The sequence below is a fragment of the Streptomyces sp. NPDC018693 genome (assembly GCF_044391385.1).
In the GTDB taxonomy this organism is placed as follows: Bacteria; Actinomycetota; Actinomycetes; order Streptomycetales; family Streptomycetaceae; genus Streptomyces.
In genome coordinates, this window is the sequence record NZ_JBIRZZ010000004.1 from 60,470 (window position 1) to 80,211 (window position 19,742).

Genomic DNA, 19,742 nt, shown 5'->3' on the forward strand with positions numbered 1-19,742 from the left:
GCCGTGTGGCCCGCCTTACCGGCTGTCCTTCGTCGACCATGGCACGAACGGGCTCTTCGCAGTCGAGGGTGTAGAGCTGTTGGACGGTTGGATGTGAGTCGTCAGGAGGTGCGAGCGTCGTGGTTCTCGCGGTTTGCGAGGACCTCGACCATGTGCGTCTGCGCCCAGTTTCTGAGCCCGCGCGTCATGTGGTGGAGCGAGAGACCGAGGTCGGTCAGCTCGTAGGAGACGGTGACGGGGACTGTTGGCGTCACGGTACGGGTGAGCAGACCATCGCGCTCCAGCGACCGTAGCGTCTGGGTCAGCATCTTCTGGCTGACCCCGGCCAGAAGCCGAGAGATCTCGGAGTAACGCATCGCCTTCGGAGCGTCTGCGTGTGCTGCACCGGGCTGGCCGGGGCTGTTGTCGCCGCCCAGCGCACACAGGATCAGGACGACCCACTTGTCCGAGATTCGGTCGAGCAGCTGCCGGCTGGGGCACTCTGCCAGGAACGCGTTGTACTCCACCTTGGCCTGAGCCCTCTTCTGGGCCGCCTTCGTCGTCGTCACTGATCGCACCTCTCAGCTCTGGGTGGGTTACGCACTCCAGAGTGCCTACTTCCCGATGGGAAGTTTCTCTCCAATGCTGATGCAGGGAGGCAGCAGGCGCCACCCCCAAGTGCACGACGAAAGGCGACAAGATGAGCACTCCCTCCCTCTCTCTTCCCGGCGGCACCTGGACTCTGGGTGACCTGACCGTCACCCGGTTCGGTTACGGCGCCATGCAACTGGCCGGCCCGTGGGTCATGGGGCCGCCCGCCGATCGCGAGGGTGCCCTGGCCGTTCTGCGTGAAGCGGTCGACCTCGGTATCACCCACATCGACACCAGCGACGCCTACGGGCCGCGCGTCACCAACGAGTTGATCCGCGAGGCACTGCACCCCTATCCCGAGTCGCTGCACATCGTGACCAAGGTGGGTGCGACCCGCGACGAACAGGGTGGCTGGCCTCCGGCCCGGCGACCGCAAGATCTGCGCCGCCAGGTCCACGACAACCTCAAGTCCCTCCGGCTCGACGTACTCGACCTGGTCAACCTCCGACTGGGCAACGCCGAAGGTCCCCAGTCCGGTTCGCTCGCCGAGGCGTTCGAGACGCTCGTCGAACTCCAGCAGCAGGGCCTGATCCGCCACCTCGGGGTCAGCAACGCCACCGAGGAGCAGGTCACCGAGGCACAGAGCATCGCGCCGATCGTGTGCGTGCAGAACATGTACAACCTCGCCCACCGCCACGACGACAAGCTCATCGACCGGCTCGCCACCGACGGCGTCGCGTACGTGCCCTTCTTCCCCCTCGGAGGCTTTACCCCGCTCCAGTCCTCGGCGCTCTCGGCGGTCGCCGCTCGATTGAAGTCGACACAGATGTCCGTCGCACTGGCCTGGCTGCTGCAGCGATCACCCAACATCCTGCTCATCCCCGGCACGTCGTCCACGGCACACCTACGCGAGAACATCACCGGCTCGGGACTCTGTCTCTCTCATGAGGACTTGACCGAGCTGGACGACATCAGCCGCTGAATGCCGCAGAGCTGAACGGCCCACAAGCCACGACCGAAGCCACCGTTCAAGTTTCGGCCCCGGTCACTTCAGATCATCAACCGTCAGGGACCGGCGGTGGCAGCTCACCCCGCGTCGGTGGCCGGGTAGGCGTCGAGGTCTCCCGAGGAAGGGGGGTTCCTGCACCAAGCCCATCCGAAAGACCTCGACGTTGCACGACGCTACCCCTGAGGCGGGCTTCGCCCGCGCTGACATGAATACGTTCTGCCGCCTTGACGAGCTCGGGCTCGAAGTCACCGGTCAGCGACTCGCCACGGATCGTGCGGTTCTCGCGTGCCGGGTCGTCGAGCCCGATCAGTGGTGCCGCCGCTGCGGTTGCGAGGGCACACCGCGTGACACCGTGACCCGGCGACTGGCGCACGAGCTACTCGGCTGGCGGCCCACGATCGTTCACGTCACGATCCGCCGCTGCCGCTGCATCGACTGTGGGCACGTGTGGCGGCAAGACCGCCCCGAACCCCAGGACCGTGTCGACTACGTCCTCCACAACGGACAGGGCCTGAAAGTCCTCGACCCCCGCACCATCGTCAGCGGTACCCCACGCGCATGGCCCGACGTGGCCGGCAACGACTGTCCGTCGGACCTTGCGGCGGTACTCACCACCTTCGCCCTGCACCGCACGGAGTGACCGGCATCGTGCGCGTCATGCCTCGGGTGGAGCTGCCTTCGGACCGCGCGGGCGACGAAGGTCGCGCACGAGCGCGATGACTGCAGCCAGAAGGATCACAGCCCCCAGCCCCACCCAGAGAGCCGATGCCCCGGCCTGGTACTCCCGAAAGGCGCCGACGAGCAGCATCACGCTGGTGAGGACGCCGGCAACGGAGATCACTGTGCTGATGCGGTTGGCCACCGGTACATCATGAACGCTGCCGACACTCGCCGGGAGCCATCCGCCGCAGACGGACCGAGCGTCCACGATCCTTGCGCTGCGGAGATGCTCAGCCGGCCGGGCTGGGACAGCGAGTTGTTCGGCTGCCCACTGCCCGACTACGTCGGCACCGCCCAACTGCTCTGGGGATGCGCGTCTTCAACGCAGGGCATTTCGATCCCACGATCTTCGACAGCCCGGGTGGGGAGAAGTTCAACGGCGTGGTCAGCCGCGACACGGTCCTGCCCGTCATCTACTCAAGTCCGGGGCGGCTCCGGTGAGGGAACCGTGATCTGCGACAACGCGGTGGTGGTTGCGGCCTCCCCAGCCGGACTCGGTGGGGTGGCCGGCCGGAACGCTGGTGGAGGTTCCTGTCTCAGCGGGAGTCGGCCGTGTTCCACTCCGCCCTGCCGCACAGGCGCAGGCCCTCCGAGGTCCAGCAGGGCAGGTGGCCGTGAGTGCGGATGACGTCCTGGCCGTTGCCGCGAGTGAGGTACGTCAGGAAGCTGGAGACGAGGGAGTCGGCGGGCGGTTGGCCGTAGGTGTAGGCGTATTCGAGCTCGCGGTACGGGTAGTCGCTCGTACCATCCTCGATGGCGTCGACAGACGGCTCCTGGCTGTCGAGGCGCAGTAAGTGCAGGCCCTGCGCGCGGGCGGCGGCGTTCAGTTCGCTGTAGCCGATGGCGCCCGGTATCTCGGCGACCGTGCTCAGCACCGGCTGGGTGGAGTCGAGTTCGCAGCGGACGACGGGCGAGCTGACGTAGTCCTTGCTGCGGCAGTCGGTCGAGGTGTTGGCGAACTCGCTGGCACTGAGCACCCGGCGCTGGAAGACCTGCCGGGTACCGGAGTTGGCGTCGCGGCTGACCAAGTGCACGGGCAGGTCGGGGCCGCCGAGTTCGCTCCAGTTGTCGATATCGCCGCGGTAGAGGCGGCGTACCTGGGCCGTGGTGAGATTCCGCAGCGGTACCTCGTCGTTGACGACCAGTGCGAAGACGGACACGGCCACGCGGTTCTCCCGCAGCCGGTCCTGGCCGCTCTGCTCGGGCCCGTCGGAGAACGCGACGACGGGTGGGGAGCCCTTCCCGCTCCGGGCTCCGGCCTCGGATAGTTCCCGGACGCCCGCCGTCGAGCCGTGCGTGTCCACAACGACGGTCGCCTCCGCTTTCGCGCAGTCCTTCTCATACTTCTCCGCGACCTCCCGCAGGACGGGCGCGAACGCGGTCGAGCCGGTCAGCGTCAGTGTGCCACCCGCGCAGCCGATCGGCGGCCGGGCGCCGTCGCCGGTGACGACCATGGCCGCGAGGGTGAGGACGGAGACCGTGAGCAGCACGGTGATCGTGCGGGCGGCCCGGCTGAACAGAGGCGGCTTGGCGTCCGGCGTCGCGCTGCGGTTGAGGTGGATCTCGCCGTCCCGAACGCCGCCGGTGAGCCGGATCGCGCAACCCACGTCTCCGCCGGTCAGCAGCACAAGCAGCTTGAAGTACTCGCCGGGGTTGAGCGGGACGCGCGGGATGCGCACGGTGTTGCCCTCGTAGCCGAATCCCCGGGCCGCGGTGAAGTGGGGCATGAGGTGGTCGGTGTCCGACGGCTGCGTGACCGAGACCCCGCGGACCGTACGGTCGGTGAACACCGCGGTCAGGCCGTGGAGTTCGGGGCTGGTGTAGTCGTCGCGGTCGACGCCCTGGGAGCCGTCGTTCTCGATCCGGAGCAGCACGAGGGTGGCGTCGGACATGCCGGGGACCTCGTCGAACAGGCCGATGCGACTGTTGGTCCGGCCCGAGCGGACGTCGTCGCCGATCGGGTTGTCCATCTGTACGCGGTAGCCGACGCGTTTACGGCGCGGCACCCGACGCTCGTACCAGACCATGACGGCCGAGGCCGCGATACCGAGTACCGCGGTCGCCAAGGCAACGACGTTCTCCGCACTCAGCCACTCCACTTGGGTGCCCCCGCCACTGCCCGGAGTTGGATCGTGGGCGTAACCGTACGTCGGGCCGAGGCGACATTCCGCTACAGTTCGCTGAATTTCGGCTGACGTTCAACGCCTCGGTGCGTTAAGGCGATACGTCGCTGCCCCCGGGGCATCGGCGAGCGGCTGCCGGTCGAAACGCCGGCCCGTCGGTGTCGGGCTGCCGGGCAGCGGCACGACCACAGAGATGTTGCCCGGTCGCCCCGAAGAAGCGGCTGCGGCAACCCCCACCTCACTCAGCCAGTTCACCGGGCCGGGGCAGCGTCCACCGCCTGAACCGGTCGTGTGGGCGTCCTTCACCGGTCATTCATCTCAGGCGGAACAGGCCCGCTCCGTGAGCGGGCGGTTCGAGACACAGGTCGTGCCCGTCGTGCGGGATGTCCGTTCCCGTCCGCACCTCACGCACGTGGTAGTCCACGCTCGCGCCGATGGGCCCGAGGGGAACGGTCACCCCGCTCGGGGCGCTGGCCAGGGAGAACACTGGCGCGTAACGGGTGAGGCCGTCCACAGGACGTGGTCTCGCTCGCGCAGGATCTCCCGTGTCCCTGCTGTGCCAGATCCGCCACATGGTGGCGTGTTCCCTCAGATGGTCGGGACGGGCCAGCGACACTGTCCGTGCCGGGCGAGAGGCTGGCCTCGATCGGCCGCCCGCTGCGTTCGATGGCCCGGGGCCGCCACCATCCCGCTGCTCGGCCTGACCGGCGCCCTGCGGGCTGACTGCACGCTCGCGGTCGCCGAGCGTGCAGGCAAGGTGATCCGCTCCCCCGCCGAGGACACCCTCCTCTCCCACGCAACCGTCGCCGACCTGGTACACCGGCCACCGGGCCACCGCCCACGGCCTCTGCGGTCATGGGCGCCACCGAACTGGCGAGCGGCGCCCTGACCGGAGCCCTCCACGATGTGTCGATTCGCGTCCTGATCACCGTGGTGGCCGCCGTCCAGGCCACGCGTCGCCCGCGGCCCGACGCTGCCCGGCAGCCCACTCCGAGGTGGGAGACGAAGGTGACGTCGGGGTCGGCGTTGATCTGGCTGATGACGTGCGGGAAGTCGGCGATCTCGGCGTCGCCGTAGGGCATGTCTCCGATCACCGCGAAGGTGAACGGCATGTCGTCGGTGGTGGTGCCGGAGTCGGCGGCGCGCGGGCCGGCCGAGGCGCTCCCGGCGGACACGGCGAGCGTGAGTCGTTGACCTTTCCGCCTGGGATGCCCGCTGCCAGTCATACAGACCATCCATCTCTGGTGGAGCAGTCGTCGAGGAGCAGGTCCCGACTGCCGGTCGGGCGCCGGCAGTCGGGTCGGGTAGCCGGATCACAGGCAGACGCCAACGCCGGCACGGCTGCTGCACGGGACAGGTACGGCATCTGTCTCCTCCGGAACACGTCTGCCGAGGAGGCAGTCCCGCGTCGGCCCGCTGATGCCGGCCCTGACGACCACCCAACGGCATCGGTGAATGGGATATCGCCAACGGAAGTCGGTCCAGGGCGCCTTGGCCTGCTGCTCCCCACGGGACCTCCATCAGGTGGTTCGCAAGGATTCCCGGATCGTTCATTTGGTGGCAGATTGATCGTTTCTGCACCATATCTACTCACCGGTTGGCCGCGAAGAGTTGGTCTACGGGAGCCTGACCGTCCCCCGCCAGGGGGCCTAGGGTCCCGGTGACCAGTCGGCGGCGCTCAACACATCATCGTCCGCTCTCCCTCGACAAAGGAGTAGCTGTGGAACGTCGCAACTTCCTGCGTGGTGCAGTGTTCGGCACCTCGGTCACCGTCTTCGGCGGCACCTTGATGCACGGCGCCGCCTACGCGGCCCCGGCCCAGAAGGGCCCCGGCCCGTACGGGGCACTCGGCACCGCCGATGCCAATGGAATCCAGCTGCCCGGCGGCTTCACCAGCAGGGTCATCGCCCGTTCCGGACGGGTCGTCTCCGGCACCTCCTACACCTGGCACAACGCCCCCGACGGCGGCGCCTGCTTCGCCGACGGCACGGGCTGGATCTACGTCTCGAACTCGGAGATCTCCTCCACAGGCGGTGCGAGCGCCGTCAAGTTCAACTCCTCGGGCACCATCACCGGCGCCTACCGGATCCTGTCCAACACCAACCGCAACTGCGCGGGCGGCGCCACCCCGTGGAACACCTGGCTGTCCTGCGAGGAGGTGTCCCTCGGCTACGTCTACGAGACCGACCCGTGGGGCGTGAAGGCCGCCGTCCGCCGCAGCGCGATGGGCCGGTTCAAGCACGAGGCAGCCGCCGCCGACCCGGTGCGCAAGGTCATCTTCATGACCGAGGACGAGAGCGACGGCTGCTTCTACCGGTTCATCCCCACCACCTGGGGCGACCTGTCCTCCGGCACCCTGCAGGTCCTCAAGGCCGGCACGGCCACGTCCGGATCCTTCACCTGGGTGACCGTGCCCGACCCCGATGGCTCCCCGACCCCCACCCGTGACCAGGTCTCCGGCGCGAAGATCTTCAACGGCGGTGAGGGCTGCCACTACGCGAGCGACACCGTCTGGTTCACCACCAAGGGCGACAACCGCGTCTGGCAGCTCAACCTGCTGAACAACACCTACGAGCTGGCCTACGACGACAACCTGGTCAGCGGCGGCGGCGCCCCGCTGACCGGCGTCGACAACGTCACCGGCGCCTCCTCCGGAGACCTGTTCGTCGCCGAGGACGGCGGCAACATGGAGATCTGCATCATCACGCCGGACGACATCGTCGCGCCATTCCTGCGGATCAACGGCCAGTCGAGCTCAGAGATCTGCGGCCCGGCCTTCTCCCCCGACGGACGGCGCCTGTACTTCTCCAGCCAGCGCGGCACCAGCGGCAGCTCGTCCGGCGGCATCACCTACGAGGTCACCGGCCCGTTCCGTACCGCCGCCTGATCGCAGCCAGGTGATGGCCGGGCGGCGCAGAACGTACCGCCCCGGCCATCACCAGCCCAGCGACATCCGGCCCGCACAGCAGGCCGGTTTCGGTTGCCGTCGAGGACAGCGGCAACCGACGTCGAACGGGGCGGGCGGCGGCCAGGTCGATGGTGTGCAGCTCGGACGGCAGCTCGGCCCGGCCAAGCGGCGGGCCTTGCGCTCGACGAGGACCGGCGAAGTCACGCACAGGCCGGTCCCTGAACGCGGCGTGCGCCCCGACCACGGCGGCCTCAACGTCACCGGGCGTGTGGGTCTCGCTGGAGGCGGCCTTCAGACGGTCGGTGACACCGTGGATGGCCTCGTCCTCGCGGGGGTCGGTGGCCAAGATTCCTCTTGTGATCGCTCGCTGATCCTCAGTCCCGTCCATCGTTGCGGGGCAGCAGCATCACGCGTTGGAAATTGCACTCCGTCGGCGGGGTGCTTGCGCCAGGCGGCCACGCCTGGTGAGCCTGAAGGGCGATACTCACGAGACTCAGCAGCAGATCGAGGTCGGCGTCGCACTCGAGGCGCACGGTCACCCATCGCGAGCCGGGCACAAGCCGTATGGCTGTCGACTCCTCCAGGTCCGCCGAGAAGCGCTGGATGACGCGGGCGGTGAGGTGCACGTCGACGTCATGGTCCGAATGGAAGTGCACGATCTCGGTCTGCCGCGAGTGCAGTGCCCGACCGATGCCACAACTGGCCGGACCCGCTGTGAGGTCGGGCCAGCTCTCCAGTTGTTCCAGGGCACGCCGGGCGAAGGTCATGGACTCACGGTCGCCTCCTCACCTCACAGCCACCAGAGGTTGAGGGATCCGTAACCCGGGCGCGAGGTTGGCTACGGGTGCTCAGCGACGCTGCCCGGCACGAATCGGCGCCGGCATCACCGCTCATCCGGCTGGTGTGGCGGCGCCGGCATGGCCCGGTTCGCCGGGCTGGGGGTTGAAACGACTCCACTCGCAGCCTCCGGCCGGGACCGGAAGAGGTTCCCCCAATGCTCACTTTCCGTTGGGAATCGGACGAGGGATTCGCTCCTAGGGTGACTGGCGCCGATCCCCGATTCTCCCACTCCGTTCGTTGCACGAGAGGACTCCCATGACAGGCACGTTCGCCGGAAGATCGACCGGTCCCGGTTTCGAACGACGCACCCTCCTTCGCGGAGCAGCGGTGGCCGCGGCCGCGTCCGTCCCCTTCCAGGCCCTCGCCGCGCGCACAGCGGCAGCCGAGCCGGTCAAGCTCGCATTCGACGCCGAGTACGGCCCGTTGAGTCCGGTGAAGGACCAGGCGACCGGTCTGGAACTGCTCCAGCTGCCGCGCGGCTTCGAGTACATCTCCTATGGGTGGACGAACGACCTCATGAACGACGGGGTGCGCACTCCGGGCTCGCATGACGGCATGGCGGCCTTCCGCTACGGCGACAAGGTGCACCTCGTCCGCAACCACGAACGCGGCGCCGGCCCTGCCTTCACCGCCCCCGCCTACAACCCCGAGGCCGGTGGCGGTACCACCACCCTGGTGTTCGACCCGGACGCAGGCCAGTGGCTGGAGTCCTACGGCAGCCTCGGCGGCACGATCCGTAACTGCGCCGGCGGCCCCACCCCGTGGAACACCTGGCTCACCTGTGAGGAGACCTTCTCCACGACCGCCGGCAAGCGCCACGGTTACATCTTCGAGGTGGCCTCGCAGGGCAAGGGCAACCCCGAGCCCTACAAGGCCATGGGCCGGTTCAACCACGAGGCGATCGCCATCGACCCGGCGACCGGCTACGTCTACGAGACCGAGGACCGGGGCGACGCCTCGCTCTACCGGTTCGTCCCGGCGGTGCCCGGCGACCTGTCCAAGGGCGGCCGGCTGGAGGCCCTGCGCATCGGCGCCACGACGTATGACACCCGCCTCGACGGCGAGAAGGCGTACGGCACCGTCTCGTGGGTGCCCGTGGACGACGTCGATCCGGCGACGGACACGGTGCGCTACCAGGCGCAGGCCAACGGCGCCGCGATCTTCAGCCGCCTGGAGGGTGCCTGGTACGGCAACGACCGTATCTACGTGATCACGACCGACGGCGGTCCCGCCCGCCAGGGCCAGGTCTTCGAACTCGACCCGGCCACCGACGAGTTCCGGGTGCTGTTCGCCTCGCCCGGCGCCGAGGTCCTCAACGCGCCGGACAACATGTGCGTCAGCCCCCGCGGCGGCCTGGTGCTCTGCGAGGACGGCAGCGGCACCGAGTACGTCCACGGGCTGACCACGCAGGGCGAGATCTTCCGCTTCGCCGCCAACAATGTCGATCTGCGCGGTGGTACCGCGGGCAAGAACGTCGCCGCGGCCGACCACAGGGGCTCGGAGTGGGCCGGCTCGGTGTTCGAACCGAAGCACGGCAACTGGCTGTTCGTGAACGTCCAGACCCCCGGCATCACCTTCGCGATCACCGGTCCCTGGAGCCGAGGCGCGCTCTGAGCCGTCAGCCTGGCGGTGCGGACGCGTCGAGGCCGCCGTGCGCCCAGCCGGGCGTCACCGGATACGGAGTGCCGGTGGCCTCGACGCGTTTGCCCCAACACCAGGAGCCACTGCTCCACTCGGCGATGCCTCCCATGCCGTTCCCCGTCCGTATCCACGGGGCACAAGACGGCGTCACCATGAAGCATGAAACGGGCCCGAACGCCAACCCCGGTACCGCCGCCCAGCCCTCCGGTCACGACCGCTGTTTGCCAGGGAGGACGATCGTTCGCGGGGATCCCGGGCTTTGGGAAGACGGACAACGGCCCCACTCGGCCGTCCACGCGTCGGCTCAGCCGACGGGTGCGACGTTATAGGCCAGGCTCCCGGGCATGAAGCGGCCCTCGATGTAGGGGAACGGCCCGTCGGGCAGGTCGTAGACCGCCGTGGCCGGGCCGGGCACCGGCCGCCGCTGCCCCGCAACGTCCCAGCTCGTCACCGGAGTCCTCCAGCGCGCCAGGACCAGGCCGCCGGGCAGCGTGGCGTACCGGTCGGCGTGGAAGTCGACAGGGGCGCCGCGCTCATCGACAAACACCCGCCCGGTCACCGCGCGCCCGGCGTCAGCGAGGGTGACGTCGAACGAGCGGTCATCGACCTGGACCCATGACGCGGCAGGGGTAAGCAGCATCGACGGCGCGAGAAGCACGGCGTCGTTGAGATAGGTGATCAGCTCGCTGTGGTCGAACTCTTCGCCGCTGCTGTCGACGACGGGGACGACATTCATCAGCTTCACGCGCATCCGGCCATGGCCGTGCACGTACGTGTCGCGGCCGAGCACGGGTACCACGTGTGCGAAGCGGATGCGCATGGTGAAGACGCGGGCGATCTCGACGGCGGAGTTGTACTGCCATGCCTGCGCCGTCCTCCAGCCGGCGTCGGGCCGCATACGGAAGCGCCCGACGAAGTGGGCCCGAAACGACCAGTCGCGGGGCCGGCCGACGACACCCATGAACCGCATGTAGCGCTGCACGGCCTCGGGCAGCCCGTCCAGGTCCGCCTGCCCCACCACCTCCTCGCCGTGCGGGCCGGACCGGAGCCCGGCGGCGGCGACATCCTTGGCCAACATGTCGCAGAGACGGTCCTTCGCCCGCGACAGGTGCCCACGACGGGCTTCGCCGCCTGCCGCTGTGCCTGTGCTGATCATCAAGCCACCGACCTTCTGCCACGGCGCCGCACCGCTTGCGCAGGCACCCCCTCCATTCGACGCTTCCAAAGCCCAGGAGGACAGGTGCCATGAGACCCCTCCCCTTACCGACCCGTCGCACGCCGACGAGCCGCCGGGTCGGGGAGGCATCGCCGACGATGCCCTCAGGCGGGGATCTCATCTGCCTTGCCGACCACGGTTGCGAAGAGGTCGGCAATCCCCGCAAAGTGACGCCGACTGCAGGGTCGCGGCGGGCACCGACGCACCGTCCGCACCAGCCAGCTCACGGGTGGCGGTCGCCACGGCGAGTTCACGCCGGGCGGGACCGTTGTGCGGGACTCGGTGACTCCGTTCGCAAGACGCCAGTCCCGTCGAGCCGGACCCCGACCCGAACTGCTTGCGCGCCTCGGAGAGTCGGTGTCCGCCGGCTCCCGTCCCAGGCGGCTCGGCCCGGCCCGGTCGCGGGTCCAGGGGCGTACGCGATCTTCGCCGGCTGTTCATTCCGCCGTTCCGTCGGCACTTGTCCATCAGTGGGACGATCCGGCGCCGTAGTGGACCGTACCGGAGGGGAACGATGTCCCAGAAGAGAACCTACGCCGCGCTCGCGGCCTTGGTCGTGGCCGCCGGCTCCCTGGCGGGCGCGGGCGTGGCGAGCGCGGAGCAGCAGGCGAGCGCTCAGCACAGATCGCAGCGGCCGGTGGCCTTCGAACGCACCGCCACCTACCCGGTCTTCCAGAACCGGCCGCTCGCCGAGGACCCTGCCGCCGAGACCGTCGCCGAGATCTCGGCGGTGAGCGAGGACGGCCGCACCCTCGTCCACACGGACGCAGCGGCCCGGCGGATCGGTTTTCTGGACATCCAGAACCCCGCCCGCCCGCGCGGGCTCGGCACCCTGTCACTCGCACAGCTCGGCGACGCGGAGGACGAACCCACCTCGGTGTCCGTGGTCGGCCAGTACGTCCTCGTCGTGGTCAACACCAGCGCGAGCTACACCGACCCCTCCGGGCGGCTCGACGTCATCTCCCTGCGCGACCGCAAGCGCGTGGCGAACTTCGACCTCGGCGGACAGCCCGACTCCATCGCGATCAGCAAGGACAAGCGGTACGCCGCCATCGCGATCGAGAACGAGCACGACGAGGAGGCCACCCCGCAGGGAGGCGAGGAGGGCGACCTGCCCCAGAAGCCGGCTGGCTTCGTGCAGATCGTCGACCTCAAGAGCGGCTCCTCGCCCGCGAGTTGGCGCACCCGGACCGTGCCGCTGACCCAGGCCGATGGCACGGCGCTGCCCGCCCTGGCCGCCGCCGGGATCACCGCGCCGACCGACCCGGAGCCGGAGTACGTCTCGGTCAACGCCCGCAACCAGCTCGCCGTGACGCTCCAGGAGAACAACGGCGTGGTCGTGATCGACCTGCCGACGGGCAGGATCATCAAGGCGTTCAGCGCCGGTACGGCGTCCGTGGACGGCATCGACACGGTCGAGGACGGCACGATCGACCTGACGGGCTCCATCACCGACGTACCGCGCGAGCCCGACGCGTTGGGCTGGGTCGACGACCGCTACCTGGCGACCGCCAACGAGGGCGACTGGCACGGCGGCACACGCGGCTGGTCGGTCTTCGACAGCCATACGGGGAACGTCGTCTGGGACGCGGGCAACAGCTTCGAACGGCTCGCCGTGCGCCACGGGCTGTACAACGAGAACCGCTCCGAGAACAAGGGCACCGAGCCGGAGGGCCTGGCGATCGCCGAGTACGACGGCGTGCGCTACGCCTTCGTCGCCTCGGAGCGCAGCAACTTCGTCGCCGTCTACGACATCAGCCGTCCGGCCCACCCGGTCTTTTGCCAGGTGCTGCCCACCACCAACGGCCCCGAGGGGGTACTGCCGATCCCGTCACGCGGCTTGCTCGCGGTCTCCAGCGAGGTCGACGACGCCGAGGCGGGCGTGCGCTCCACGGTGAGCCTGTTCCGCCTGGGCAAGGGCACCGCCGAGTTCCCGACCATCGTCTCGGCTTCGGACTCCACCGGCGCGCCGATCGGCTGGGGTGCGCTGGGCGCGCTCTCCGCGGTGCCCGGCAGGCCGCACCAGCTGTACACCGTCACCGACGCCGCCTACTCCCCCACCAGGATCCTGACCGTCGACACGGCACGGCGCCCCACGGTCATCACCCGGGCGCTGACCGTCAAGGACACCGAAGGACAGCCCGTCGGCTACGACGCGGAGGGCATCTTCGCCCGGCCGCAGGGCGGCTACTGGCTGGCCGTGGAGGGCAAGACGGGTGCGGGCAACCAGCTGGTCCGGCTCGACCGAGACGGGGTGACCCGGCAGGTCGTCTCTCCGCCGGCGGACGTCGCCGCGGGCCTGGGCAAGCAGGGCTTCGAGGGGGTCACCGCCACCACCGACCGGAACGGCCGCGAGATCCTCTGGGCCGCGCTGCAGCGTGAGGTCACCACCGACCCGGCGGGGATCGTCCGGCTCGGCCGCTACGACGTCGAGTCCGGCACCTGGAGCTGGTACGGCTACCGGCTCGACGCCACCACCACGCCGGGCGACTGGATCGGCCTCTCCGAGATCACCGTGGCCGGCGACAAGCTCGCCGTCATCGAGCGCGACAAGCTGAACGGCCCAGCCGCGAAGATCAAGCGGATCTACACGGTCGACATGCCGAAGTCGGCGGCGCCCTCGGGTTCCCTGCCCGTGCTGCCCAAGACTCTCGCCTACGACGTCCTGCCCGACCTGCGGGCGACGAACGGCTGGACCCAGGAGAAGCTCGAAGGGCTGACAGTGGCCGGCAACGGTCACGTCTACGCCGTCACCGACAACGACGCTCTCGACGACGCCACCGGGGAGACGGTCTTCCTGGACCTCGGCCCCAACAAGAAGATCTTCGGCCGACGCGGCTGACCGACGTCTACAGCGGTGAAGGCCACCGCCGCACGGGGCGGAAACCCGGGCGGTCACCGGCGAACCGCTGGTGGCCGCCCGCACCATGATCCGGCCGCCGTCCTGGGCCACCGCCGCATCCGCTCGAACAGTCCTGCTCTGCTGTACTCGGCCGGGATGTCGGGGACACGCCTACTACCAGTTGTTGATCACGGAGAGAACTCCGGACGTAGTGGAGACTGCCGCCTTCACTCACCGCGGAGGTCCTGGCTGGCTATGACGTCGTCAATCGGCCCCAGCGTGACGCGGCCCCCGCTCATGCCCCCTCGTCGATCGGGCAGCGTCTTTCGGCTCAGCCACTACTCATCCAGGTCAGGCGGCCGGTCGTAGGCGCTCAGGAGCCCTTCGATGTCGTATAGGCACTTGGCGTACCGGCCCAGCAGGACCTCGACGCTGTTGTCGGCGCGCTGGGCGACCTCGGCAGGCTCGGCGAGCTCGGCCCTGAACTCGCCGGCCAACTTGGTCCGGCTCCCGAAGTCGGGAAGCCGGACCTTATTGAGGCGGCGCGATCAGATGGGCCGGATGTTCTCCGCCTGCGGGCCCTTCTGTCCCTGAGTGACGTCGAACTCGACCTTCTGGCCCTCACGCAGCTCGCGGTAACCCTGGGCTGCGATGTTGGAGTAGTGGGCGAAGACGTCGGGGCCGCCGCCCTCCTGCTCGATGAAGCCGAAGCCCTTCTCGCTGTTGAACCACTTGACCGTGCCCGTGGCCATGACTGTCTCCTTCGAGGGAAACCGGGCCCGCGCCCTGCGTACCCGGGAGGTGATCGCCCTGGTCCGGAGAGGCGCTGAAAAGCAAGAACGCCCGTGATGGCGATCACGGGCGAACGGGACTTCGGAACCACGACTGCTGAATCACAACGCTATACCGGCGTGGCGGCAGCCGCTACCGACAACGTGGCGGCATCAACGCCGGTGGCCGCCACAGCGGACGCCGCCGGGCCCCCAAGCGGACACCTGTGATCGGTGACTACTTCGGCTACGCCACCACCTTCGTCGGCGCCGGAGTGATCAGCGGGGCGGTGGTGCACCACCCGCTGGATCCCGACCGCTACACAGTGATCGCCCTGATCGGCGCACTGGTCTTCCTCGGCGCCACCCTGCTGAACGAATTCGTCCTCAAGCGGCAGCGCCCCAGCACCTCCAAGGTCCTCGGGGTCGTGCTGGCCTCGCTGGCGCTGTCCTTCGGTATCGGCATGCTCAGCGGCGGGATGCAGCACTTCGAGGACTTCCCCGAGCGGGCGGCCATGCTCATCCCCTTCGGTCTCGCCCTGTCCTTCGTCGCCTATGTGCTGCGCTACCAGACGGCACGCTGGCGCAGCATCGTCGGCCCGACGGGCATCCTCGTCCTCGTCACCGCGGCAATGGCGTTCTTCGGACTGCGCGGTATCGCCGCCGATGCCGGTCGCCGGAGAGGCGGACGATGGTGTCCATCTCGAAGGGGTACGCGATCATCGTGCCGATGGCCAGCAGCAGCGCGGCGAGCGTCGGGGGCACCGCGGCGAGAAGCCACAGCCCCACGCCGGATCCGGGTACGGGCACGGCGGTCGCGAGCAGCAGGGGCACGAACGCCAGGCCCATCAGCGCCAGGCCCCGCACGAGTGCCGGGCCGGGCTCGTAGCGGGCCTTGCACCAGGCGGTCACCCGTGTCTGGCCAAGGATGGTGCTCAGTCCGGAGACCGTGAAGAGCACCGCCACCGTGGCCGTGCCGAACTCCCCGTCGCCGCCGAGCCGTCGCACTTCCAGGGGGAGGGACAGGTAGACCTGGAAGGTCAGGACGTACGAGCCGATCATGGCTGCGGAGAAGAGCAGGAACGGCCGGTTGGCGAGGATGCCCCGCCACGCTCCTCCCCCGCGTCCTTGCGACGGGCGGGAAGGGCCGGTAGTCGCTCCCGGCGGTCCGGCTGATGGGCGATCGGCCGCCGAGCGCGGCGTGCGGCCGCTCGTGGTTGTAGTAGTTCACGAACTCCGCGAGTGCGACGCGGCGTTCATGCTCGGTTGTGCAGTCGCGGACGTACGCCCACTCGCGGGCGAGCGTCCCGTTGTACCTCTCCACCTTCCCGTTCGTTCGCGGCGTGTACGGCCTGGTCCGCCTGTGCTTCGTACCGGTCGCGGCGAGGGCGTCGGCCCAGGTCGTAGACCGGTAGCACGCGCCGTTGTCGGTGAGGCAGCGGCGGATCGGTGTGATGCCGTGGCCGGCGAAGAAGGAAACGGCCCGGTGCCAGAAGGCGACCGCGGTGACGGCCTTCTCATCGTCCAGGGCTTCGGTGTAGGCGAGCCGGGAGTGGTCGTCGAGCGCCGAATGCAGATGGGTGTATCCGAACCTTGCCGGTGCCGGGACCGGTGCGTTTGGAGGCGCGGGCGGACTCGGTGCCGACGCCGTGCATCCGCCAGCCGCCGCCGGTCGGGATGCGTCCGAGCTTCTTGATGTCGACGTGGACCAGGTCGCCGACCCGGTCGTGCTCGTAGCGGATGACCTCGCGCAGCTGCTCGCCGGTCGGTGGATCCAGGTCCCGGAGCCGGTTGAGTCCTCGCCTCACCAGGATGCGGTGCACGGTCGCCGGCGCGAGTGTGACGCCGTGCAGCCGCTGAAGGTCGGCGGCGAGCCGGGCCGGCCCGTGCTTGGTCCGCCGCCGCAGCGCCTCCACCAGGTCAGCGATCTCCTCGGGGGCGCGGGCGGGACTGGTGGCGGGACGGGAGGAGTGGTCGAGCAGTCCGTTCTCGCCGTGCACCCGCCAGCGGGCGTACCACTTGGCCAGGCAACGGCGGGAGATCCCGGCTCCGGCAGTGACGTGCGCGATCGGACGTCCGGCGTCGACCCGCAGACACAAGCGCAGACGTCCTTCGGGGGTCAGCGGTGCGTTCCGATGTCCCCTGCTGGTGGCGCTCCTGGACTCGGCGGCCGCGTTCACCGGGAGCCATGGGATCTCAGGGCTCCCGTGTGATCGGCTGTGCGTGGCGTCAGCGTGCGAACTTTTCGATGGCCGCCGGGGTGACGGGGGTGAAGAAGTTGACGAGGTTGCCGTCGGGGTCGCGGAACAGCAGCGACCGGTTGCCCCAGGGCATCGTGGTGGGCTCGTTGACGAAGTCGGTGACGAAGCCGGTCAGGTTCTGGTGCACGCGGTCCACGTCGTCGACGAGGAACTCGGTGATCACGCTGTGGTTGTCCGCCGGGCGGGCAGAGCCCGGGGCGAACAGCGGGACCGTGCGGGTACCGGCGATCGCGAGGGTGGCGCCCGCCGTCTTGAGTTCGGCGAAGTCCTCGGTGGCCCAGGTCGCCCGCACTCCTGTGGCTCGCTCGTAGAAGTCGACGAGGCGCGCTACGTCGCCGGTGATGATGCGGATCGAGACGAAGTCCATGGGAATCTCCTTGGCTGTGCTGGAGGCGTGCACGTCGCAGGCTAGGAGAAATAGTGGACAGAATCGGTCCTGTATTCGCGTTAGGCTGCGGACATGCCTCGACCCACCGGCCGCGTGCTGACACTCCTGGAGCTGCTGCAGTCGGGCGGCACCAGGACGGTGGCCGAACTCGCCGACCGGCTCGGCGTCGAAGGGCGCACCGTGCGCCGGTATGTGGACCAGCTGATCGACCTCGACGTGCCCGTGGAATCCGTGCGCGGCCGCTACGGCGGGTACCGGCTCGCCCCCGGCTACCGCCTGCCTCCGCTCATGCTCAGCGACGACGAGGCGCTGGCCGTACTGCTCGGCTTGATCGCGGGCCGCCGGGCAGGGCTGACGACGACGCAGCACACCGCGAGCGAGACGGCATCGGCGAAGATCCGGCGGGTGCTGCCCCCACACATCGCCCGCCGGCTCGACACACTCCTGCTAGCTCTCGCCTTCACAGATCGGCCCGGAGAGTTCGACACCCCGGACGCCGGTGTCTTGCTCACGATCGCCGATGCGGTGCGCCACCGCCGACCGGTCTCGATCCGCTACACCGACCGTGACGGACGGCGCAGCGAACGCACACTGCACGCGTACGGGATCGTCGCCCATGCGGGCCGGTGGTACGTCACGGGCAAGGACGCCCAGATCGGCGAGGACCGAACCTTCCGGCTCGACCGCATCGCAGACGCGCGGACCCTGCCCGGCTCCTTCGAAGCGCCCGTGGGTCCCGGCCCGGCACAGCGCCTGTTGTCGGGGTTCGCCACGGCCGAGTACCGGCATGAGGTGACCTTGCGGATCCACGGGACGGCCGAGCAGATCCGCGCCCGCCTTCCCATCAGCGTCGCGAACCTGGAGGAGCACGAGTCCGCAGCCGGCGAGGACCGCGCGACCGAGCGCTGGCTGCGCGTCGAGCTACGGGCGGAGCGACTCGACTGGTTGCCTCCGGTACTCGCCGCACTCGACCGGCCGTTCGTCATCGAGCGCCCTGATGAACTCCGCGACCTCGTCATCGCGCTCGCCGATCGCCTCACGTCCTACGCCGCCGAGCCCGACCGCCAGGAGCCAATGTCATGAGTGGGCGTTTTGCCCTACCGCGCCCCACTCGGGTCCGGATCGAGCGAGGCCGGGCACGATCCGGTGTCGGGGTGCGGGTGCGTGGCGAGTTCGATCAGTGCGTTGAGCCGTCGGCTCGCGGCCTGCAGCTCGGCGGTCTTCGCTTCGATGCGGGCGCGCTCGTGGAGCAAGCGGTCCAGTAGCTCTGGGCCCACCGAGCGGGCGTCGATGGAGGGCAGGAGTGTGGCGATCAGACGGCTGCCGAGACCGGCGCTGTAGAGCTCCTGGATGAGCTTCACCCGGTCGACGGCCGCCTCGGCGTAGAAGCGCTGGCCGCCGGACGTGCGCTGAGGGCTGAGCAGGAGCTGCTCCTCGTAGTAGCGCAGGGCCCGCGTGCTGACTCCGGCCCGATCGGCCAGTTCGCCGATGCGCATTGCGACTCCTTCTGCTCCCGGTTTCGCCGCCCGTCGACTTGCACTTCACGTCGACGTCAAGTTCTAGCGTAGGCGACACGGAGCGGGGCGGACCGCACGCCCGCCAGAGAAAGGGAATGACCATGGACATAGCCGGTTCCACCGCACTCGTGACCGGGGCCAATCGAGGGATCGGTCGGCGCTTCGTCGAGCATCTGCTGGAGCGCGGAGCCGAGAAGGTCTACGCGACCGCTCGCCGCCCGGAGTCGATCGGCATCCTGGACCCGCGGATCACGCCGCTGTACCTGGACCTGCTGGACGAGGAATCGATCTCAGCGGCGGCCGTAGCGGCGCAGGACGTCACGCTGCTGGTCAACAACGCCGGCATCAGCACCGGCGCGCACCTCCTCACCGATGACCTGGACATGGTCCGGCAGGACCTGGAGACACACCTTTTCGGCACCCTGAGAGTCATCCGCGCCTTCGCCCCGGCCCTGGCCTCCAACGGCGGGGGCGCGATCGTCAACATCCTCTCCGTGCTTTCGTGGGTGGCCACCGCCGAAGGGTCGGGCTCGTACTCGGTGGCCAAGGCTGCGGAGTGGAACATGACCAACGGCGTGCGCATCGAACTCGCCGGCCAGAAGACCCTCGTCCAGGGCGTACACCTGGGGGCTGCGGACACCGACATGATGGCGGGACGCGACGCACCCAAGATCGACCCTGCGGATGTCGCACGCGCCGCCCTCGACGGCGTACAGGCAGGAGCCATCGAGGTGCTGGTCGACGACCCCAGCCGCTTCGTCAAGTCCGCCCTCGCCGGCGACCCGGCGCTGCTGTACGGCCAGCCGTCGGGCAACTGACCGTACTCCGCCGGACCTGTCGTCGGACGATCGTTTGACGAGGGGCAGGGCCCTTCCTCCACACGGAAGGGCCGCGGTGGCGAACCTGGTCCACAAGCGGGTGTCAACCGAACAGCAGT

Annotated in this window: 19 protein-coding genes and 4 pseudogenes; 10 read left to right on the forward strand and 13 right to left on the reverse strand. The window is 69.3% G+C overall.

Annotated elements, in window-relative coordinates; all coding sequences use genetic code 11:
• Positions 1-101: 101 nt before the first annotated feature.
• The gene (locus ACH5AC_RS12305) at positions 102-548 is read right to left on the reverse strand and encodes a winged helix-turn-helix transcriptional regulator (RefSeq protein WP_398861688.1); all 447 of its coding nucleotides are present in this window, start codon (positions 546-548) and stop codon (positions 102-104) included.
• A 131-nt stretch (positions 549-679) separates the two neighbouring features.
• On the opposite strand from ACH5AC_RS12305, the gene ACH5AC_RS12310 reads away from it, so the two are divergent.
• From ACH5AC_RS12310 to ACH5AC_RS12320, 3 genes and pseudogenes are all read left to right on the forward strand, one after another.
• Complete coding sequence (locus ACH5AC_RS12310) at positions 680-1,552, forward strand: aldo/keto reductase family oxidoreductase (RefSeq protein WP_398861689.1); 873 nt, start codon at positions 680-682, stop codon at positions 1,550-1,552.
• 232 nt (positions 1,553-1,784) lie between these two features.
• Positions 1,785-2,039: pseudogene (locus ACH5AC_RS12315) on the forward strand (ISL3 family transposase); the annotation flags it as partial.
• Positions 2,013-2,219: pseudogene (locus tag ACH5AC_RS12320) on the forward strand (hydrolase); the annotation flags it as partial. The pseudogenes ACH5AC_RS12315 and ACH5AC_RS12320, both read left to right, overlap by 27 nt.
• A gap of 15 nt (positions 2,220-2,234) precedes the next feature.
• Here ACH5AC_RS12320 and ACH5AC_RS12325 read toward each other — a convergent pair.
• Positions 2,235-2,441 (reverse strand): hypothetical protein, encoded by a 207-nt coding sequence (locus tag ACH5AC_RS12325; protein WP_398861690.1) that lies wholly within the window; start codon positions 2,439-2,441, stop codon positions 2,235-2,237.
• A gap of 167 nt (positions 2,442-2,608) precedes the next feature.
• Between ACH5AC_RS12325 and ACH5AC_RS12330 the strand changes: the two genes are divergently transcribed.
• A complete protein-coding gene (locus ACH5AC_RS12330) occupies positions 2,609-2,740 on the forward strand; it encodes a hypothetical protein (RefSeq protein WP_398861691.1) in 132 nt (43 codons plus the stop codon).
• Between the two features lie 95 nt (positions 2,741-2,835).
• On the opposite strand, the gene ACH5AC_RS12335 is transcribed toward ACH5AC_RS12330, so the two are convergent.
• On the reverse strand, positions 2,836-4,398 hold the full coding sequence (locus ACH5AC_RS12335) for a substrate-binding domain-containing protein (RefSeq protein WP_398861692.1): 1,563 nt from the start codon (positions 4,396-4,398) through the stop codon (positions 2,836-2,838).
• 879 nt (positions 4,399-5,277) lie between these two features.
• On the opposite strand from ACH5AC_RS12335, the gene ACH5AC_RS12340 reads away from it, so the two are divergent.
• Positions 5,278-5,499, forward strand: a complete 222-nt coding sequence (locus ACH5AC_RS12340; RefSeq protein ID WP_398861693.1) for a hypothetical protein — start codon at positions 5,278-5,280, stop codon at positions 5,497-5,499.
• A 643-nt stretch (positions 5,500-6,142) separates the two neighbouring features.
• Positions 6,143-7,309 (forward strand): alkaline phosphatase PhoX, encoded by a 1,167-nt coding sequence (locus ACH5AC_RS12345; RefSeq protein ID WP_398861694.1) that lies wholly within the window; start codon positions 6,143-6,145, stop codon positions 7,307-7,309.
• On the opposite strand, the gene ACH5AC_RS12350 is transcribed toward ACH5AC_RS12345, so the two are convergent.
• Both ACH5AC_RS12350 and ACH5AC_RS12355 read right to left on the reverse strand, forming a co-directional pair.
• Positions 7,281-7,676 carry a three-helix bundle dimerization domain-containing protein gene (locus ACH5AC_RS12350; RefSeq protein WP_398861695.1) on the reverse strand — a complete coding sequence of 132 codons (396 nt, stop codon included), beginning with the start codon at positions 7,674-7,676 and terminating at the stop codon, positions 7,281-7,283. The two genes, ACH5AC_RS12345 and ACH5AC_RS12350, sit on opposite strands and share 29 nt — an antisense overlap.
• Before the next feature lie 28 nt (positions 7,677-7,704).
• Positions 7,705-8,097, reverse strand: coding sequence for a luciferase family protein (locus ACH5AC_RS12355; protein WP_398861696.1), 393 nt, complete (start codon positions 8,095-8,097; stop codon positions 7,705-7,707).
• Positions 8,098-8,425: 328 nt separating this feature from the next.
• Here ACH5AC_RS12355 and ACH5AC_RS12360 point away from each other — a divergent pair, with 328 nt between their 5' ends.
• Complete coding sequence (locus ACH5AC_RS12360; protein WP_398861697.1) at positions 8,426-9,784, forward strand: alkaline phosphatase PhoX; 1,359 nt, start codon at positions 8,426-8,428, stop codon at positions 9,782-9,784.
• A 4-nt stretch (positions 9,785-9,788) separates the two neighbouring features.
• On the opposite strand, the gene ACH5AC_RS12365 is transcribed toward ACH5AC_RS12360, so the two are convergent.
• Complete coding sequence (locus ACH5AC_RS12365; RefSeq protein WP_398861698.1) at positions 9,789-9,920, reverse strand: hypothetical protein; 132 nt, start codon at positions 9,918-9,920, stop codon at positions 9,789-9,791.
• A gap of 195 nt (positions 9,921-10,115) precedes the next feature.
• Entirely contained in the window at positions 10,116-10,889 is a 774-nt protein-coding gene (locus tag ACH5AC_RS12370; RefSeq protein ID WP_398861699.1) for a DUF6544 family protein, read from the reverse strand.
• A gap of 652 nt (positions 10,890-11,541) precedes the next feature.
• Between ACH5AC_RS12370 and ACH5AC_RS12375 the strand changes: the two genes are divergently transcribed.
• Complete coding sequence (locus tag ACH5AC_RS12375) at positions 11,542-13,869, forward strand: esterase-like activity of phytase family protein (RefSeq protein WP_398861700.1); 2,328 nt, start codon at positions 11,542-11,544, stop codon at positions 13,867-13,869.
• A gap of 338 nt (positions 13,870-14,207) precedes the next feature.
• On the opposite strand, the gene ACH5AC_RS12380 is transcribed toward ACH5AC_RS12375, so the two are convergent.
• The 5 genes and pseudogenes from ACH5AC_RS12380 to ACH5AC_RS12400 all read right to left on the reverse strand — a co-directional run bounded on the left by ACH5AC_RS12380 (position 14,208) and on the right by ACH5AC_RS12400 (position 17,267).
• A complete protein-coding gene (locus ACH5AC_RS12380; protein WP_398861701.1) occupies positions 14,208-14,366 on the reverse strand; it encodes a hypothetical protein in 159 nt (52 codons plus the stop codon).
• Positions 14,367-14,417: 51 nt separating this feature from the next.
• A complete protein-coding gene (locus ACH5AC_RS12385) occupies positions 14,418-14,621 on the reverse strand; it encodes a cold-shock protein (protein WP_398861702.1) in 204 nt (67 codons plus the stop codon).
• Positions 14,622-15,308: 687 nt separating this feature from the next.
• Positions 15,309-15,749: pseudogene (locus tag ACH5AC_RS12390) on the reverse strand (MFS transporter); the annotation flags it as partial.
• A 58-nt stretch (positions 15,750-15,807) separates the two neighbouring features.
• Positions 15,808-16,819, reverse strand: a pseudogene (locus tag ACH5AC_RS12395) (IS481 family transposase); the annotation flags it as partial.
• A 49-nt stretch (positions 16,820-16,868) separates the two neighbouring features.
• Positions 16,869-17,267, reverse strand: a complete 399-nt coding sequence (locus ACH5AC_RS12400; protein ID WP_398861703.1) for a VOC family protein — start codon at positions 17,265-17,267, stop codon at positions 16,869-16,871.
• A 93-nt stretch (positions 17,268-17,360) separates the two neighbouring features.
• Between ACH5AC_RS12400 and ACH5AC_RS12405 the strand changes: the two genes are divergently transcribed.
• A complete protein-coding gene (locus ACH5AC_RS12405; protein ID WP_398861704.1) occupies positions 17,361-18,371 on the forward strand; it encodes a helix-turn-helix transcriptional regulator in 1,011 nt (336 codons plus the stop codon).
• 14 nt (positions 18,372-18,385) lie between these two features.
• On the opposite strand, the gene ACH5AC_RS12410 is transcribed toward ACH5AC_RS12405, so the two are convergent.
• Complete coding sequence (locus ACH5AC_RS12410) at positions 18,386-18,784, reverse strand: MerR family transcriptional regulator (protein WP_398861705.1); 399 nt, start codon at positions 18,782-18,784, stop codon at positions 18,386-18,388.
• A 122-nt stretch (positions 18,785-18,906) separates the two neighbouring features.
• On the opposite strand from ACH5AC_RS12410, the gene ACH5AC_RS12415 reads away from it, so the two are divergent.
• Positions 18,907-19,623: an SDR family oxidoreductase gene (locus ACH5AC_RS12415; RefSeq protein ID WP_398861706.1), complete on the forward strand. Its 717-nt coding sequence runs from the start codon at positions 18,907-18,909 to the stop codon at positions 19,621-19,623.
• Positions 19,624-19,742: the final 119 nt, after the last annotated feature.

What these genes read in the sequence shown, in the direction of transcription:
- ACH5AC_RS12310 (WP_398861689.1), top strand. Translation starts at nt 680, where the DNA reads ATGAGCACTCCCTCCCTCTCTCTTCCCGGCGGCACCTGGACTCTGGGT.
- ACH5AC_RS12330 (WP_398861691.1), top strand. Translation starts at nt 2,609, where the DNA reads ATGCGCGTCTTCAACGCAGGGCATTTCGATCCCACGATCTTCGACAGC.
- ACH5AC_RS12340 (WP_398861693.1), top strand. Translation starts at nt 5,278, where the DNA reads ATGGGCGCCACCGAACTGGCGAGCGGCGCCCTGACCGGAGCCCTCCAC.
- ACH5AC_RS12355 (WP_398861696.1), bottom strand. Translation starts at nt 8,097, where the DNA reads ATGACCTTCGCCCGGCGTGCCCTGGAACAACTGGAGAGCTGGCCCGAC.
- ACH5AC_RS12360 (WP_398861697.1), top strand. Translation starts at nt 8,426, where the DNA reads ATGACAGGCACGTTCGCCGGAAGATCGACCGGTCCCGGTTTCGAACGA.
- ACH5AC_RS12365 (WP_398861698.1), bottom strand. Translation starts at nt 9,920, where the DNA reads ATGGGAGGCATCGCCGAGTGGAGCAGTGGCTCCTGGTGTTGGGGCAAA.
- ACH5AC_RS12370 (WP_398861699.1), bottom strand. Translation starts at nt 10,889, where the DNA reads ATGTTGGCCAAGGATGTCGCCGCCGCCGGGCTCCGGTCCGGCCCGCAC.
- ACH5AC_RS12375 (WP_398861700.1), top strand. Translation starts at nt 11,542, where the DNA reads ATGTCCCAGAAGAGAACCTACGCCGCGCTCGCGGCCTTGGTCGTGGCC.
- ACH5AC_RS12385 (WP_398861702.1), bottom strand. Translation starts at nt 14,621, where the DNA reads ATGGCCACGGGCACGGTCAAGTGGTTCAACAGCGAGAAGGGCTTCGGC.
- ACH5AC_RS12400 (WP_398861703.1), bottom strand. Translation starts at nt 17,267, where the DNA reads ATGGACTTCGTCTCGATCCGCATCATCACCGGCGACGTAGCGCGCCTC.
- ACH5AC_RS12405 (WP_398861704.1), top strand. Translation starts at nt 17,361, where the DNA reads ATGCCTCGACCCACCGGCCGCGTGCTGACACTCCTGGAGCTGCTGCAG.
- ACH5AC_RS12410 (WP_398861705.1), bottom strand. Translation starts at nt 18,784, where the DNA reads ATGCGCATCGGCGAACTGGCCGATCGGGCCGGAGTCAGCACGCGGGCC.
- ACH5AC_RS12415 (WP_398861706.1), top strand. Translation starts at nt 18,907, where the DNA reads ATGGACATAGCCGGTTCCACCGCACTCGTGACCGGGGCCAATCGAGGG.